Annotated in this window: 13 protein-coding genes; 11 read left to right on the top strand and 2 right to left on the bottom strand. The window is 41.8% G+C overall.

Annotated elements, in window-relative coordinates; genetic code table 11:
- The first annotated feature begins 14 nt into the window (after window positions 1-14).
- The 9 genes from ACESQI_RS00065 (at window position 15) to ACESQI_RS00025 (ending at window position 11,876) form a co-directional block, all read left to right on the top strand.
- Window positions 15-1,493, top strand: coding sequence for a RagB/SusD family nutrient uptake outer membrane protein (locus tag ACESQI_RS00065; RefSeq protein WP_368111992.1), 1,479 nt, complete (start codon window positions 15-17; stop codon window positions 1,491-1,493).
- A 94-nt stretch (window positions 1,494-1,587) separates the two neighbouring features.
- Complete coding sequence (locus ACESQI_RS00060; protein ID WP_368111991.1) at window positions 1,588-3,540, top strand: putative Ig domain-containing protein; 1,953 nt, start codon at window positions 1,588-1,590, stop codon at window positions 3,538-3,540.
- Between the two features lie 68 nt (window positions 3,541-3,608).
- Window positions 3,609-5,411, top strand: coding sequence for a T9SS type A sorting domain-containing protein (locus tag ACESQI_RS00055; RefSeq protein ID WP_373125308.1), 1,803 nt, complete (start codon window positions 3,609-3,611; stop codon window positions 5,409-5,411).
- A gap of 4 nt (window positions 5,412-5,415) precedes the next feature.
- The gene (locus tag ACESQI_RS00050; RefSeq protein WP_002558520.1) at window positions 5,416-6,684 is read left to right on the top strand and encodes an MFS transporter; all 1,269 of its coding nucleotides are present in this window, start codon (window positions 5,416-5,418) and stop codon (window positions 6,682-6,684) included.
- Between the two features lie 19 nt (window positions 6,685-6,703).
- Window positions 6,704-7,534 (top strand): endonuclease/exonuclease/phosphatase family protein, encoded by an 831-nt coding sequence (locus ACESQI_RS00045; RefSeq protein WP_002558519.1) that lies wholly within the window; start codon window positions 6,704-6,706, stop codon window positions 7,532-7,534.
- 21 nt (window positions 7,535-7,555) lie between these two features.
- Window positions 7,556-8,395, top strand: coding sequence for an endonuclease/exonuclease/phosphatase family protein (locus tag ACESQI_RS00040; protein WP_007483155.1), 840 nt, complete (start codon window positions 7,556-7,558; stop codon window positions 8,393-8,395).
- 21 nt (window positions 8,396-8,416) lie between these two features.
- Window positions 8,417-9,121, top strand: coding sequence for an N-acetylmannosamine-6-phosphate 2-epimerase (locus ACESQI_RS00035; protein ID WP_002558517.1), 705 nt, complete (start codon window positions 8,417-8,419; stop codon window positions 9,119-9,121).
- Window positions 9,122-9,150: 29 nt separating this feature from the next.
- Window positions 9,151-10,599 carry a phosphoglucomutase gene (locus tag ACESQI_RS00030; protein WP_373125307.1) on the top strand — a complete coding sequence of 483 codons (1,449 nt, stop codon included), beginning with the start codon at window positions 9,151-9,153 and terminating at the stop codon, window positions 10,597-10,599.
- A 2-nt stretch (window positions 10,600-10,601) separates the two neighbouring features.
- Window positions 10,602-11,876 carry an acetylxylan esterase gene (locus ACESQI_RS00025; protein ID WP_373125306.1) on the top strand — a complete coding sequence of 425 codons (1,275 nt, stop codon included), beginning with the start codon at window positions 10,602-10,604 and terminating at the stop codon, window positions 11,874-11,876.
- Window positions 11,877-12,019: 143 nt separating this feature from the next.
- Here the strand turns inward: ACESQI_RS00025 and ACESQI_RS00020 are convergent, their stop codons facing one another.
- Window positions 12,020-13,126, bottom strand: coding sequence for a glycoside hydrolase family 105 protein (locus ACESQI_RS00020; RefSeq protein WP_373125305.1), 1,107 nt, complete (start codon window positions 13,124-13,126; stop codon window positions 12,020-12,022).
- Between the two features lie 381 nt (window positions 13,127-13,507).
- On the bottom strand, window positions 13,508-14,881 hold the full coding sequence (gene miaB, locus ACESQI_RS00015) for a tRNA (N6-isopentenyl adenosine(37)-C2)-methylthiotransferase MiaB (RefSeq protein WP_002558513.1): 1,374 nt from the start codon (window positions 14,879-14,881) through the stop codon (window positions 13,508-13,510).
- 331 nt (window positions 14,882-15,212) lie between these two features.
- On the opposite strand from miaB, the gene ACESQI_RS00010 reads away from it, so the two are divergent.
- Window positions 15,213-15,563: a hypothetical protein gene (locus ACESQI_RS00010; RefSeq protein ID WP_234130684.1), complete on the top strand. Its 351-nt coding sequence runs from the start codon at window positions 15,213-15,215 to the stop codon at window positions 15,561-15,563.
- Between the two features lie 33 nt (window positions 15,564-15,596).
- Window positions 15,597-17,096, top strand: coding sequence for an acetyl-CoA hydrolase/transferase family protein (locus tag ACESQI_RS00005; protein WP_002558511.1), 1,500 nt, complete (start codon window positions 15,597-15,599; stop codon window positions 17,094-17,096).
- Window positions 17,097-17,610 lie beyond the last annotated feature (514 nt).

Below are 17,610 nucleotides of genomic sequence, written 5' to 3'. Positions count from 1 at the left end.
AACAGGACCGCATCATGAAAAAGATAAAATTAATAAAGAATATAATCCTCTTTAGTTGTTTGATTACGGGATTTACCGCCTGTGACTTCTTAGAACGTTCCGACCCTGATAAACTCAATAAGAAAGACTTCTATAAAACTGAAGATGATATGTATCAGGCGTTAAACGCCGCCTATGACGGATTAAAAACAAATTATTACAATAATATGTATTATTGGACTGAAATCAGATCCGACAATACCACATTAGCATCCAAAACAGCCAATTCGGGTATATACAATGATTTTGATGTATACAATCTGACATCGAGCAATGCAGAGGTACAACGGGCCTGGTACGGAATGTTCACTTGCATCTACCGCAGTAACGTAGTGCTCGACTACATCGATGCCGTACCGATGAGTGATGAGAAGAAAAGCCAATACAAAGCAGAAGCCCGTTTTTTACGTGCTTTATCCTACTACAACCTGTCACAACTGTTTGGTGATGTTCCTATTGTAGACAAACAATTAAACAGTGAAGCGGAAGTCCTCAAATACGGTCGTCGCCCGATAGCAGAAGTTTATGACTTTATTGTAAAGGACCTGGAATTCGTAACTCAAAGCCAACTGCCGGACAATTGGGGATTTGACGGAAACAATCCCAATTTCGGACGTGCTTCAAAAACAGCCGGATATGCTTTATTAGGAAAAGTATACCTTACAATGGCCAAACGGTTAAATGATGGGGCCACTCAGGACTATCTTCAATTGGCTAAAGAAGCCCTCGAAGCCGCTTACAACGTTCGCCCATTCGGAAAACTGGAAGATATTGCCTATGGCAAAGTATTCGGTGTCGCCAATATTACCTGCAATGAAATCATATTTCAGGTAATGTACTTACAGGGAACCGACGAAGGCTCTTACTTTGCGAAAAATTTTCAGCCACTCAATGCCACAGGAATCATTTCACAATCGCAAGGTTTGGGAGATAATATTCCGGAAAATGACCTGACCAAAGAATACGAAACCGGTGATATGCGCAAAGTGGTTTCGTACAAAACTTACGGAACGACCCCTTATGTCAATAAATACGTTGATTTGGGAGACTCTCAAGGGCGCGGTGGTTCTTGCTGGATAGTGTTGCGCTATGCCGATGTCATTCTGATGCTTGCCGAAGTAAATGAGGCACTCAACTTAGAATCCGAAGCCATCACTTATATTGATATGATTCGTACCCGTGCCAAATTAAAACCTTACGATCAGGCTTCTGAAACGTACAAAACAGCCTATCCAACTCTCAAAGAGGTCATTCTGCACGAACGGCGTATCGAATTGGCTTTTGAAAACCATCGTTGGTTTGATCTTCTCCGGTTTTATAAGGCCGCCGACCTGGTAGAGTTCCTGAGCAGTAAATCGGTACAGGGGTGTTCCAAACGCGATTTATTACTTCCTATACCTTGGCGGGAAGTGTCTATAAATCCATCCGGAATGTATCAGAACGACGGATACTAAAATCCGAATACTATTTTATTTAAAAACTTTTCCGCAGGGAGTCAACTCTCTCTGTTGGTCCTTGCTATACCTATAAATTAAAATTATTACAATTATGAAAACAAGACTTTTCCTTTTCACAGTACTGGTAATGAACTGTTTAACCGGTTTTTCTCAGAAATATTTATGGAGTAGCCAATTTGGGATTGCCGATGTAGAAACTTCAGCCAAAAGTATGGCTATAGATGCCGACAACAATGTATACCTCACAGGTTGTTTCACCGGAGCAGAAATGACAATTGGTGATAAAGAAATAACAGGAACCTCCACCGTAATGGATGCATACATAGCCAAGTTTACCCCCAATAAACAATGCGTATTTGCCTCATCCATTAAAAGCACATCCGGCTCAGTTGTTATACAAAGTGTTGCCACAGATGCCTCAGGCAACTCTTACGTCGTAGGTAATTTTGAGTCTGACGCTCAAATCTCCGAAACATTTAAAATAGAATCCGACTATAAAGATTTCCTGATCGCTAAATACGATGCGACCGGAAATCCTGTCTGGCTGAAAGGCACCGACTCCGGTATAGAACCTGTTATTAAAAGTATAGCAGTAAATCAAAATGATGGAAGTTTTGTCATTACCGGAGCTTTCACCGGAAATTTAAATATGGATATAAACGGAGGTAACTCAGAAATTTCATCCGGTGATTCCGAACTCGCTTTCTTTATCGCCAAATACGATAGTAACGCTAATCTGATCTGGACAAAAACAATGTCAGGAAGCGGAACAGGAACGGGAAATCTTATATCTGTAGATGAAGAAGGGGGAATATATGCAGCCGGAACATTTAGCGGAACTATTCAATTCGGAACACAATCTATGACGGCAGCATCTGTAGAAAATACAGACAATTTCCTGGTTAAATATTCAGCTGACGGAAATATGATTTGGGCACGCAGTTTAACAGGTAGTAAATTAGACGATATTAATGCCATGGATGTAGCTGGCAATCAGGTAGTCATCGGCGGTGTGATACGAAGCGAAGATCTGGTTGTGGACAATGCACCCGAAGTAACCATGAAGACCCTGGACACTTCCGGAAGTTGGAACAGTATGCTGATTGTCTCTTTCGATACAAACGGAAACTATCAATGGAACTATATAGCAGGCAGTATCAACCAACCGACAGATGTCAAAACAATTGCCATAGACAAAGATGGCTCGATATGGAACGCCGGTACTTCTTTTGGAACTTATTATTTTAATCCAGATACAGAAGACGAGGCAAGACAGTTCCCTTCTAAAGCTAAAGGGGGACAGGATATGTATCTGATGAAATTATCATCAAAAGGTGAAGTACTGATAGGACACCGTGTAGGAGATGCTACCCGGGAAGGTGCGATGGCTATGGCAGTAGGAAATGAAGGGTTATTATATGTAGCCGATATGATATCTACCCGTAGCGGCGGTACGGCTTCTCCCGTAAACCTGTTTGGCGACCCGATTACAATACCAACTATCGGCAGCAACTACAGCGTAGCTTTACTATGCTATCAGCAAATCTACGCAACTCCGGCTGTACTACCTGTCATTAAACCCGGCACAGCTTTCAGTCAGATTATTAATGCAGAAAATGCCAATGGTGATGCCGAATTCACACTATATAATGGTACTCTTCCCGAAGGGCTCAATCTGAATCCGGCAACCGGCGAACTAAGTGGAACAAGTACTACTACAGGAATTTATCCGATTGTGATCAGCATGAAAGACGCTGATGGAAACGTTGGATTTGCCGAATATACACTTACTGTTTCTACCGGTACCGGACTGAAAGACTATCAACAGGAAGCTATCAGGGTATGGGGAGACCACGGTGCTATCGAAGTATCAACAAGTACATCGAATTGCAGAGTGATGATATTCGACCTGTCTGGCAGATTGGTAATACAAAACCGTTTAAAAGGTAATGACCGTTATACTGTAGACAATGGTATCTATACCGTAGTTGTAGAAGATAGTATCTCGGGAAAAAAATCGGTACATAAAGCAAGCGTCTACTAATATTAATCAATGGAAGGATGCCCGGAACGACCGAATTCCGGGTATTCTTTCCCTACGATATGTATATCATGAACAAAATTCTAATCATCATTATACTCTCTATTTGTACTGTATCGTATGCTCAACAACCCGAAACGGTTCATCACTTCGGAAGTATGACGACAGCATACGGACGACAGATAGTAGCGGGTGGCAACAACATCTGGTTAACAGGAGAATTTAGCGGAGAACTCATTTCCAATACGGAAACCGGATTGATGTCCGAACTCCCGGCTATTTTTGCTGCCAGATATTCGGTACAAGGTATTCGCGAATGTTTAATCAGAATTGAAAACGAATCAAAAGTGAAATCCGCAATATCCGATGAGGCGGGAGTACTATGGCTTCTTACCGGAAATGACGGAAACGAAAAATTATATTCGGTATCTCCGGAAGGAGTAGTATCTTCACCTGTTTCGTTTGAAAAAAGTGCAGACTTCATCATTCAGGATTTTATATTATTCAACCAAACAGTATATCTCTGCGGAAATTCGGAAGAGAAGTGCTTTTTAGCTGCTTATACTCTATCCGGGAAACAACTGTGGTACTCTGCTGAAGAGGGCTACTTATCCGCCTCCGGAAAAAAAATAAAGACTGACGGCACGGATATTATTCTTGCCGGAACATATCAGGGAACGACTACAAACAACACAGATATATTTGTCAGCCGTTTCAATACATCCGGCGAAAAGAAATGGACATGCCCGATAACAGGAGCAGGGAATGAAACGATTTCCGATATAGCATGCCTGAGTGACGGTAAGCTCATTTTATCCGGTTCTACAACCAGTCAGCAGCTCTCCATCGGTTCTTCCACACAAACCACTACATCCACGGGAACACAGCATGCTTTGTGTATTATGCTCAATCCGGACGGTAACTACTTATCCATCTATACAGCCGGAGGAACATCTACAAGTAAAAATACGGTAATCAATACCTTATACGTCAACGATAACGATGAAATATACGCAGGAGGTTATTGTATGGGAAAAGTAATATTCAACCCATCCGGAGATAATCGCTATAACCTCCCTGATAAAGGTGCGAAAGATGCTTTTATCGTAAAGTTATCTTCTGAAAATCAGGTATTGAATGTGAAACGTTTCGGTAATAAAACAGACGAGGAAATAACCGATCTATTATTTATACCGGATACAAAAGAATACCGTTTATTTATGCTAACCAATTTCAAAGAAGCCAACGAATACGGCACTATTTACAATACTACCAACCTGACTCTGTCCGGAACAAACACATTCCCGTTAGAAGCAATCGGATCGGGCAATAATGTCGTTTTAGCTTCTTACGCACATATCCGGATATTCACCAATCATGTGATACCGGCACAGGAAGGAGTTTCTTACCACAATTGCGTCTATCATCGGGGAGGGGCACGAAAAGTGACTTATCAATTACTTTCCGGTGATTTGCCTTCCGGCATGCATTTTTCATCTCAAGGGGATTTGTCGGGTACTCCTTCTGAAAGCGGTTCTTTTCCTTTGGCAATACGAGGTACCGACGAACTTGGAGACAGCTCGGACTCTGCTTGTATATTACAGGTAGAATCCAATGGAGGAGTAGGCTGGGCAGAAACTGAAGAAACCACATTTCAAGTCTATCCGAATCCTGTGGAAGATAAGTTTTTCATTAAAGGCTTAACGGGAAAAATACGACTTCAGATTATATCTACACAAGGACAGTTAATGGTTGACCATGTCCTTCAAGATACTTCCGAAGCAATTCATATATCTCATTTCCCCCAGGGAATCTATATTATCAAATGTTTTTCAGAACAGAATATCCTGTCAAATAAAATAATCAAAAAATAGGAAGATGAATCAAACTCAACAAAATCAAACGAATCGGACCAAATGGGCTGTATTTACAGCAGCAACTTTGGGTTATGGGCTTTTCTATGTTTGCCGGCTGAGTCTGAATGTGGTTAAAAAGCCAATAGTAGACACCGGTTATCTTACTGAAACAGAGTTAGGCATAATCGGTTCGGCTTTATTTTTCTCCTATGCAATCGGGAAATTTGTCAATGGTTTTTTAGCCGACAGGGTAAATGTGCGCTATCTGATGGCAGGTGGACTTCTCATAGCTACCTTGGTAAATGCCGCACTCGGATTTGCCGTACCATTCTGGGCATTTGTCATACTTTGGGCAGTAAACGGTTGGTTTCAGTCAGTAGGCGGGCCCTGTAGTGTTATTGCGTTAAACCGATGGTTTACAGAGAAAGAACGCGGAACGGTATATGGCTTCTGGAGTGCCAGTCACAACATCGGAGAAGCGCTTACCTTTATCTTTACATCATTCATCGTTGGTGCTTTAGGATGGCAGTGGGGATTTATGAGCGCTGCATGCCTGGGAGCTGCAGGGGTCGCTCTAATATTCATTTTCTTAAAACCGGCTCCTCCCGAATGGAAAGCAATCCCATCCGATTCCGCAGAAAAGCAGACAGCCTCATCCGTTAAAAGTAAGCAGCTTGAAGTCTTAAAAAGCCCGATGATATGGATGCTTGCACTTGCCAGTGCATTTATGTACATCAGCCGGTATGCCGTCAATAGCTGGGGGGTATATTATTTCGAAATAGAAAAGGGCTATAATATTGTAACCGCCAGTACCCTTGTATCAGTCAGTTCGGTCTGTGGCATTGTAGGTACTGTATTTTCCGGTCTCCTATCCGACAAGCTATTCCACAGCAACCGGACCATACCGGCTTGCTTGTTCAGTTTGCTCAATCTGCTTGCATTGGTACTATTTTTATTCGGTCCGCAGCATTGTGAGGTTCTGGATATTATTTCTATGATACTGTTTGGCATATCCATTGGTATTCTGCTATGCTTTTTGGGAGGACTCATGGCCATAGACATAGCTCCCAAAGAAGCAACCGGTGCAGCAGTTGGAGTCATTGGAATAGCCAGTTATATAGCAGCCGGCTTGCAAGACGTAGTCAGTGGTTTTCTGATAGAATCACGTAAAGTTATCATCGACGGAAACCCTATCTATGATTTCTCCGCCATACGTATTTTCTGGCTTTCCGCAGCTTTCATATCCTTATTATTCCTGATAATAATCTGGAGTGCGAAAAGAAAAAATTAACTACTAAACAATATAAATCATGAAAAGAGTATTTCAAATCCTATTTCTCTTATTATCCGTCTCAACAGGAATTATTTCTTCCGTTCAGGGAAAGAATAAGACAACCGATTGTAACATCCGTTTTTGTACTTATAACATCCGGGGAGATCTGCCCAATGACGGTATCAACTCCTGGAAATTCCGAAAAGACTCCTTATGCAAAATAATCAAACATCACGATTTTGATATCGTATGTATGCAGGAAGTATTAGCCAATCAGCTTGAAGATATAGAAAAGGCCACAGGGTATGCTTTTGTAGGAATCCGAGGACTTTACAACCCTATTTTCTATAAAGCAGAGCGTTTTGAGCTATTGCATAATGAAATGTTCTGGTTATCCGAAACAATGGCTCCTTTTTCAAAAGGATGGGACGGAAAGTACGACCGTTATTGTACATGGGCCAAGTTCCGTGACCGTAAAAACGGAAAGGTATTCTATGTTTTCAATACTCACCTCGACCATAAAGGCCGTATAGCACAACAAGAAGGTGCAGCTCTGGTCTGTGCACAGGCCCGGAAATTTGCAGGGAACTCCCCGGTCTTTATATGCGGAGATATGAACAGTTTCGATACAACCGATGCCTACAAAGAGTACACTTCTCACTATAAAGATTCCCGGGTTATTGCTCCCCATATCTCAGGACCGGTAGGTACGGCTCACAATTTCGGACAGGTAGAACCCGTACGTATCGATTATATCTTCGTAAATGATAAAATCAAAGTGTCAGAATACGAAGCAGATGACGAACATTATCCAAACGGTTTCTTCCCATCTGATCATTACGCTGTATTTATCAACGCCCGTTTATAACTCAATAAAAAGATTTCAGATATGGCTTTCAGAATATATATATTACTCCTTGTTTGCCTGAGCCTGTCAAGCTTCCCGGTACATGGTGAAAATTACGAAACCGAAATTACGATTTGCAGCTTTAATATTCGTGGTTCAAACATGGATACCGGAGTGAACGCCTGGTCAAACCGAAAAAAGATGGTAATCAGAGAATTCGGCAATTATCAGTATGACATTGTGTGTATGCAGGAACCATTGACCGATCAGATACAGGATTTCCTGTCCATCGGTATCTACGAGTGGCTCGGTGTATCCGGCCAAGGTACACCGGACAGTGATGTATTTACTCCCATCTTCTATAACAAGAAAAAGCTGAATGTATTAGATTACGGCACGTTCTGGCTATCCGAAACTCCGGATGTTGTCAGCCGGGGATGGGATGGTAAATTCCCCCGCATTTGTACGTGGGCAAAATTCAGGGATATAGAAAACTGCCGTAGCTTTTACGTGTTTAACACTCACCTCGACCACGTAGGAGAAGTTGCCAAGTTAGAAGGGGCCCGGTTAATCTGCCGGAAAATAAAAGAAATGACAGCAGAAGAGGCCGTGTTCATCACAGGAGATATGAACAGTACTCCCGAAACTCCCCCCATTCACACCTTTCTCAGTGAATTCAGCAATTCACGGGAAATAGCGACAGAGAAATCAGGGCCGGCAGGAACAGCACACAGCTATGGTAAATTGTATCCACCCTCACAGATAGATTACATTTTTGTAAACGAATATATATCGGTAACCAAAGCAATAACCATCACTAAAAATTCAGATCCGGTATATATGTCGGACCACTATCCCATAGTTATTACTGCTGATTTTTAAGAACTTACTATACATAAAACAATGATTGACATATTTCAAAAAGTTAAAGGCCGGCTCATCGTTTCGTGTCAGGCCGAGGAAGGCTCACCCTTTAATTCACCCGAAGGAGTAGGAGCATTTGCTCAATGCGCAGCCCAGGGAGGCGCTGCCGGTATTCGCTCCTGCGGTATAGAAAAAACGGACTATCTCATCAAACATAGCCATTTGCCGGTAATCGGTCTGACAAAGTCTCATTTCCCGGACGGATTTGTACGTATTACCGGTTCATTCAGGGAAGTAGAAGCACTGATTGCAATTGGTACGCCACTGATTGCTGTGGATGGAACATTCCGCCTACGGGAAAATGGACTTACCGGACCGGAATATATCCGGAACCTAAAAAAGAAATATACAGGAGTAAAAATAATGTCGGACATATCAACCGTTGACGAAGCCATTGCATGCCGGGAAGCCGGCGCTGATTGTGTATCAACTACCCTATGCGGTTATACTCCGTATACGGTAGAAGAATCCCATAATGGGCCTTCTTTGGAAATACTGCGCCAATGTGTCAACGCTCTCCCCGAGTGCCCTGTATTTGCCGAAGGACGCTATAATACCCCTCTCGAAGCTGCAAAAGGTATTGAAAACGGTGCCTGGGCAGTTGTTGTAGGTTCAGCCATTACACGCCCCCACCTTATCACAAAATGGTTTTCGGAAGCCCTGCAACAGGTAAATATTCTCTAACAGTCAGAAACATTAAACAATAAAAAAACATGAATATATTTTTTGGAACAGATGGCTGGAGAGCACACATCGATACGGAAATAAATCAAGAGACCGTATCAGTGGTAGCCCAGGCATTTGCAGATTTCATACACAACAATTATAAAGAAGAATTCCCCCGGGTAGCCTTGGCTTATGACACACGCAAGAACTCACAATTGTTTGCTACGATTTTTGCCGAAGTACTATCAGGCAACCATATAGAAGCATTATTATCCGACCGCATCACTCCGACACCGGTATTATCTTATGCTACTTTGCATACAGGTTGTTGTGCCGGAGTGATGATTACCGCTTCACATAATCCTCCTTCATATAACGGCATCAAATTCAAATCACGTTTAGGAGGTCCGTTCAATTCAGACGACACGCGAAAAGTAGAAAGTTATTTATACGCATCCCCCATAAAGCGTTCTGCATCGAACATACATCCTATGAATTTTATACCAGCTTATACAGAACATATTGAAAAATTAATTGATTTCGAAAGAATAAAAAAAGCAGGATTACATCTATTGGCAGATAGTATGGGAGGAGCAGGGCTTACGCTCATCCAGGAGATTCTGAAGGCCCATAACTGTCCGGCGGATACCATATACTCCGAAGCGTCCGAAACTTTTCACGGACGACTGGCCGAACCGATTGAAAAAAACCTGCTACCACTAAAGAAAGCATTAAAAGAAGGAGATTTTGCTTTTGGTGTAGCAACAGACGGAGATGCGGACAGGGTAGGGGTATGCCTGGATACAGGTGAATGGTTATCGGCCCAAAATACGATATTATTGTTAGTAGACTATCTGAAACGAGTAAAACAAATGCCAGGCGGTATTGTAAAAACGTCTTCCGTTTCAGACAAAGTACGCAGCATCTTCGAATCTCCTCAAACACCCATATATGAAGTTCAGGTCGGTTTCAAATACATTGCTGATATCATGACTACCCATTCCATAGCTTTTGGTGGCGAAGAAAGTGGAGGATTCGGTTATGGCATGCATATCCCCGAACGGGATGGCATATTCTCTTCACTATTGCTCCTCGAAATGCTTTCTGCATCACCTTACTGCAAACTTTCCGACTACCTGGAAGAGAAGCAAGAAAAGATGGGAGTTATATGTTATGACCGTATTGATATGGTTTATACACAACCGGATAAAAATGAACTGTTACCCTGGTTACATCAAAATCAGCCTCATGAAATAGCAGGTTTTGCAATTCGGAAGATTCTGCCGTTTTTAAGTAGCCGTAATCTTGTAAACGGACTCAAATTCGTTTTTGAGGGAGATTGCCGATGGCTATTAATCCGCAGTTCCGAAACGGAAGATATCATTCGTTTTTATGCAGAAGGACAGACGGGGGAAGAAGTAGCTACTTTGCTTCAATACGGTCAGAATCTGCTTTTTAAAGTATCCGGCAGCATAACCAATCTAACAAAACATTAAATATGAAAAGAATATTAATTTTATCCGTTTTATTTCTTTTTACTATCAGTACACAAGCAGCAAAAGGGAATAAAGACCTGGTGACTATCCAGATTACACCCGACCACTATGATTGGAATTATAAAGTAGGCGAAACGGCACGTTTCACTATTTCCTTATTTCAAGACCAGCAAAAACTGAAAAATGTAAAAATAGAATATAAGATAGGTCCAGAAAAAATGCCTCCGACACAAAAAGACTCCGTACTTCTAAAAGACGGTACTGCCGTAATACAAACAGCAGGACTACGCTCTCCAGGATTCCTGTCTTGTGAAGTCAAGGCTACAATAGACGGATTTCCCTATCGGAATTTGATTAACATTGCATATGATTGTGAAAAGATACAACCTACCACTCTGCTTCCAAAGGATTTTCGTTCGTTCTGGGACAGTCAAATATCCCGTATGAGGGAATACCCCATGCAATCGGAAATGACATTTATACCGGAAGAAAGCGATGCCGATGTAAAAGTATACCGTGTGAAAATATCCCATTATTCACGCGGTAATTACCTGTATGGAGTATTATGTATTCCTAATAAAGAGGGACATTTCCCTGCTGTTTTGCGTCTGCCGGGAGCCGGTGTGGCAAAGCATACCGGAGATAAAGAACTTGCACGTATGGGAGTTATCACATTCCGGATAGGGATTCATGGTATCCCTTTAGACCTAAAACCGGAAGCATACGCAAACTTACAAGCCGGAGCACTCAAAAACTACATGTATCATCGCATGGATAACCGGGAGGAGTATTATTACAACCGTGTGTTCCTTGGTTGTATACGGGCGAACGATTTCATTGCCTCACTTCCACAATATGATGGTGAGAATCTGGCGGCTTATGGTGGAAGCCAGGGAGGAGCACTGACCTTGGTTACTGCCGCTCTTGATTCCAGAGTGAAGTACCTGGCGGCTTTTTATCCGGCACTTTGTGACATAGCGGGATATGCACATAACCGGGCAGGAGGGTGGTTTGGAGTAAAAAAGCTTACCCCCAAAGAAACACAGACATTGGCATATTACGATGTAGTCAATTTTGCACGTTTTATTCATATTCCCGGATTTTATTCCTGGGGATATAGTGATGAGACTTGCCCGCCTACTTCATTTTACAGCGCATACAATGTTATAGAAGCCCCCAAAGAACTTTACCTGCTAAAAGAAACCGGGCATTGGCGTTATCCGGAACAGAATGTAAAAGTCAATCAATGGTTAATAGACAAACTGACGGGAAAGTAAGAAACTATACCATCACAAAATGTGTCAAAACTCACCACAGAGTAACACAGATATGATTTTAAATCGTTGATTATTAAAAAAAATACTCTGTGTTACTCTGTGGTGAGTTTTGACATACCTTCATTATATTTATATATACTTTATTAACGGGACATCTTATAAATCTGATTTCCGGCTAACAGGAAAGCACCCACTCCATACACTTCCGTCATATCACGGGTCACTTTCTTAGGGTCGGCTCCAATGGGTTGTACATACCCCAACTTACCATCTGTTTCAACAGCAGAAACCAATGCCTTCCATCCTTTTTCAACAATAGGCAGATAAGTATCTTTATCCAACAAACCTTCATTGACCCCATACGCCAGCGCATATACGATAAACCCGGTAGCACTGGTCTCAGGCGAAGGATAAGAAGCCGGGTCAAGCATACTTGCATGCCAGAAACCATCAGCACTCTGCAACTCGGCCACACGGGCAGAAAGAGTTACAAAAAGCTCTTCATAAAACTTACGGTTCTTATCATTCTTTGGAAAGTCCTGAAGCATTTCTGCCAATCCGCCAAGTACCCAGCCATTACCGCGCCCCCAGAACACTTTCGCTCCATTCGCCTCTTTTTGAGTGAGATATCTTGAATCACGATAAAACAAGCGTTCATCTTTATCAAACAGAAGATCATACGTTGCTTTATACTCTTTATTCATAAATTTGATAAACCGTTTATCTCCGGTCAGCATATAGAGTTTCACATATACGGGAGGAGCCATATAGAGTGCATCACACCAAGTCCAACGTTCCAGGGTCTCACGTTTTTTATAGTCAAGATCCATCGGTCCGTCCGAAGGATGGTTCACCACCCACTCCGCACGTGCCTGGGTAGGATATAACATATTCTTATCTTTATACTTATTATACAAGTCTATAAAAACCTGTCCCACAGCAATATCATCAGCATGATACATTCGTTTATCGGGCTGCCAGCCATAACGACGACCCAATTTTACCAACCAACCATAATAAGAGGCATCCCCCATTTCCGTCTCAGCCAGTTCAGCCCAATCGAGCATTCCCATGTAAAGTGCGGCATTTGTCCAATCCAGTGCTCCGTGTTTCACGTCCTTTTGATGAGCGATCTGCCAATCGGCCACTTTTTTCATAACATCCTTTACGTCTGTCTTTTGAAATGGCAACTGCCCCATCATCGACAATGGGAAGAAAAGTGAGAGTGTCAAAAGAAAAAATCTGTTCATAGTAGTACAATCATTTAGTGTTTATACGGCAAAGATAATGCAAACCGAGAGCAGAATAAAATGAACTCGTTTATTTTTTTATACCAAAGTGCAGCTTATCTTCGCTTTAGAGCAAAGATAAACCTTTCTTGAACAAAAAAATAAAGAATCACTCATATTAAAATAGTTTTGAGTGTATTACACCACAGAGTAACACAGAGTTCCACAGAGTACTATTTATCTGATGAAACGCGGATAAACACAGATTAAAAGACTGTAGTTCTTTATCTTAGATTTGTTTCCCTTTGCGAAAATCTACGTTAATCTGCGTTTCAATAAAGATTTAAACTCTGTGTTACTCTGTGGTGAGTTTCGCTCATTTCCATACTGAAATAAACGAGATTAAGCTATTACTTCTTCACCCTTCAGTGTTGCCGAACTGGATTCAGTAATTCTCACTTTTACAAAATCACCGATCTTATGCGTACCCCGGTCAAATACCACGACACGATTCTGTTCTGTACGACCGAAAAGCTGTTCGCGCGAACGCTTGGAAACCCCTTCTACCAAGACTTCATAAACATTTCCGATACAACGCGCATTAGATTCAGCAGAAAGCCGATTTTGCAAAGCTATAATCTCATTAAGACGACGCACTTTAACATCTTCCGGGACATTATCCTCCAAATGCTTGGAAGCATACGTGCCGGGGCGTTCTGAATATTTAAACATAAAAGCAGCATCATAACCACAGGCCTCCATTAGTGAAAGAGATTCCTGGTGGTCTTCTTCCGTCTCTGAGTGGAAACCGGAAAAAATATCAGTAGTCAATCCGCAATCGGGGATAATACGCTTGATAGCAGCTACACGATCCAGATACCACTCACGCGTGTATTTCCGGTTCATCAATTTCAAAATACGTGAACTTCCGCTTTGTACCGGCAAATGAATGTGTTTACATACATTGGACACCTGTGCTATTACTTCCAGCGTTTCGTCACTCATATCTTTGGGGTGCGAAGTAGTAAAACGAATTCTCACGCCTGGTGCTGCTTCGGCTACAGTACGCAGAAGCATCGGGAAAGTAATAACCTCTCCATTTTCTCTTTCAAAACGATAAGAATTTACATTCTGTCCTAACAGCGTGATTTCTTTATATCCCTTTGCCACTAAATCGGCCACCTCATTAAGGATACTTTCCACATCCCGGCTACGCTCACGTCCGCGGGTATAGGGGACAATACAATACGTACAGAAGTTATTACATCCACGCATAATAGACACAAACCCGGAAATGTGATTTCCGCAAATGCGGGAAGGAATGACCTCGCGATACGTTTCTGTTGTAGACAACTCCACATTAATCGCCTTCTCCCCGGCCTCTACCGAAGCTATCAATTCGGGCAAAGTAAGATAAGCATCAGGACCTACAACGAGATCAACATGATGGTGCTCAATCAAATCATCCTTCACACGCTCTGCCATACATCCCAGTACACCTACTATCAGATGTTTCTTCTTCTTTTTCAGCGAATGGAAAAACTCCAGACGATTCAAAATCTTTTGTTCGGCATTGTCGCGAATGGAACAAGTGTTCATAAATACAGCATCTGCTTCGTCCAAAGAATCAGCAACGGAATACCCAGCCATCTGCATCACAGAGGCAATTACTTCACTATCGGCCACATTCATCTGGCAGCCATACGTTTCAATAAACAACTTTTTGTTGTCATCAGCAGTTGCGGATTTAAAGTCCGCTCCCGTTAATTCACTCATAATTTTATCATTATTTAAATTAGATGTTGCAAAGATACGGCTTCGGAGCCAATAAGTGGCAATTTGAAACAAAAATAACGCTTCAAGTTAGTAATCGAAGCTAATAGTTATAATTAATGTTAAAGAAACAAACATTTTCCAAGTCACAACTTGGAGATTTCAACTTTATTTCACACTTTTGTGCAATGAAAGAAACATTAGATTTTTTCATAGTTAAGGTTTAGGTTAAAAAAATTAAGGGGAGCTGTGAAGCTGCCCTTTTTTCATGCTAAAATGTTAGCTCTAATCAGATTAAATAGTTACCTTTGGCGGACAAAAATCCAACGAACCTATGGAAGATGTTATGCAATTTCTTTTGGTAGCAGGTATTCTCGCTTTTGGAATTTACAAACAGTTCAACAAAGAAAAGTCCAATAAGCCAGAAAAAAGTATGCCTATGCCAACTCCCGAATATGAATACGAGCCGGAATTTGAAAAACCTGTGATTTTTGAAAAGCCACAGAAAAAAACAGTACCACCTCCCAAACCATCCCTTCCTCAGGAGGGTATCAGAAATACCCATGCTCCGAATAATATATCTGAATCTATCAAAGAAGCAGACAGAAGTGAATTTTCCATTCAATCGGCAGAAGAGGCAAGGCGTGCCATTATCTGGTCCGAAATATTGCAAAGAAAATATTAATGTAAATTCTAACACGAAAAATATACAATTTATATGGCATTGAATTTTATCTCGGCAGCGGAAGCTGCCAGCCTTGTAAAACATGGCTACAATATCGGCCTTAGCGGGTTTACTCCTGCCGGAACGGCCAAAGCCGTTACGGCTGAAATTGCAAAAATAGCAGAAGCTGAACACGCTAAAGGAAACCCGTATCAGATTGGCATTTTTACAGGTGCCTCCACAGGCGATTCATGTGACGGTATATTGTCACGCGCTAAAGCAATCCGTTACCGTGCTCCGTACACAACTAACTCAGATTTCCGTAAAGCGGTAAACAATGGCGAGATTGCTTATAACGACATCCACTTGTCACAAATGGCACAGGAAGTACGCTATGGATTTATGGGAAAAGTAAACATAGCCATCATCGAAGCCTGTGAAGTAACTCCGGACGGAAAAATCTATCTGACAGCTGCCGGTGGTATTGCTCCGACTGTCTGCCGCCTTGCAGATAAAATTATTGTAGAGCTAAATAGTGCACACAGCAAGAATATGATGGGAATGCACGATGTGTACGAACCACTTGACCCACCTTATCGCCGCGAAATACCAATCTACAAACCAAGTGACCGTATTGGTACACCTTACATACAAGTAGATCCTAATAAGATTGTCGGTGTAGTAGAAACCAACTGGCCTGACGAAGCCCGCAGTTTTGCAGAGGCTGATCCTTTGACTGATAAAATTGGCCAGAATGTAGCCGACTTCCTGGCTGCCGATATGAAACGTGGTATCATTCCTTCTACATTCCTTCCGCTACAATCGGGTGTGGGAAATATTGCCAATGCTGTATTGGGTGCATTGGGTCGCGATAATACAATTCCGGCCTTTGAAATGTATACAGAGGTTATCCAGAATTCTGTAATTGGTCTGATTCGTGAGGGTCGTGTTAAATTTGGTAGTGCCTGCTCTCTGACTGTGACCAACGATTGCCTGCAAAGTATTTATGATGATATGGACTTCTTCCGTGACAAGTTGGTTCTTCGTCCTTCGGAAATATCTAATAGTCCTGAAGTTGTTCGTCGCATGGGTGTCATTTCTATAAATACCGCCATCGAAACAGATCTCTACGGTAATGTAAACTCCACACATATCGGTGGTACGAAAATGATGAATGGTATCGGCGGATCGGGAGACTTTACCCGTAATGCTTACATCTCTATTTTCACTTGTCCTTCTGTAGCCAAAGAAGGTAAGATCAGTGCCATCGTTCCAATGGTGTCTCACCTCGATCATAGCGAACACTCGGTTAATATTATTATAACCGAACAAGGTATAGCCGATCTTCGTGGCAAGAGCCCGAAAGAACGCGCACAGGCTATTATTGAAAACTGTGCTCACCCAGACTACAAACAGTTACTTTGGGATTACCTCAAACTGGCAGGTAGCAAAGCCCAAACACCACACTGCATCCAGGCTGCATTAGGTATGCATGCAGAGCTTGCTAAAAGTGGAGATATGAGAAATGTAAACTGGGCAGAATACGCCAAATAAGAGTCACAACCCCAAAATCTCAAATATAGCGGCATAAATCCAAAATTGGATTTATGCCGCTATTATTATTCCGAATATCCACAAAACACCAATCATATATCATATTTGTAAATATATAAAAAATACCAAAACATTTCCAAAGCCAAAAGAATAAAAGAAATAACAAGACAAAAAAAGCTCATTCAGAAGTCCGGTAAACCACTCATAATCAACAAATTGCATTAGTCACTTTTTTCTCTACGAGAAACGACCCGAAACTCTACGGAGATCAGTACGATTCTCTACCATTATCTTTGCCATGGAAAACATAGTTCTTTATGAACGTTAATAAGAATAAATTTCTTAATATTGTCTCGTAAACAAGAAAGCCTCCATATGTCGCGTTAGCTTACTTCCTCTATTAATCTTTTAGATTATTCCTCGTATTAAGCACGACATATTTATTGAACCTAAGCCAGAGAGTATTTCGGGAGTTGGATCCCATTATCATGGTAGTAGCCGTTCAATATCGGAG

Origin of the sequence: Bacteroides sp. HPS0048 (assembly GCF_964240755.1) — a bacterium.
GTDB classification, from domain to species: domain Bacteria; phylum Bacteroidota; class Bacteroidia; order Bacteroidales; family Bacteroidaceae; genus Bacteroides; species Bacteroides nordii.
The sequence above is the reverse complement of the archived record's forward strand: the minus strand, read 5'-3'. Positions and strand labels throughout refer to the sequence as shown.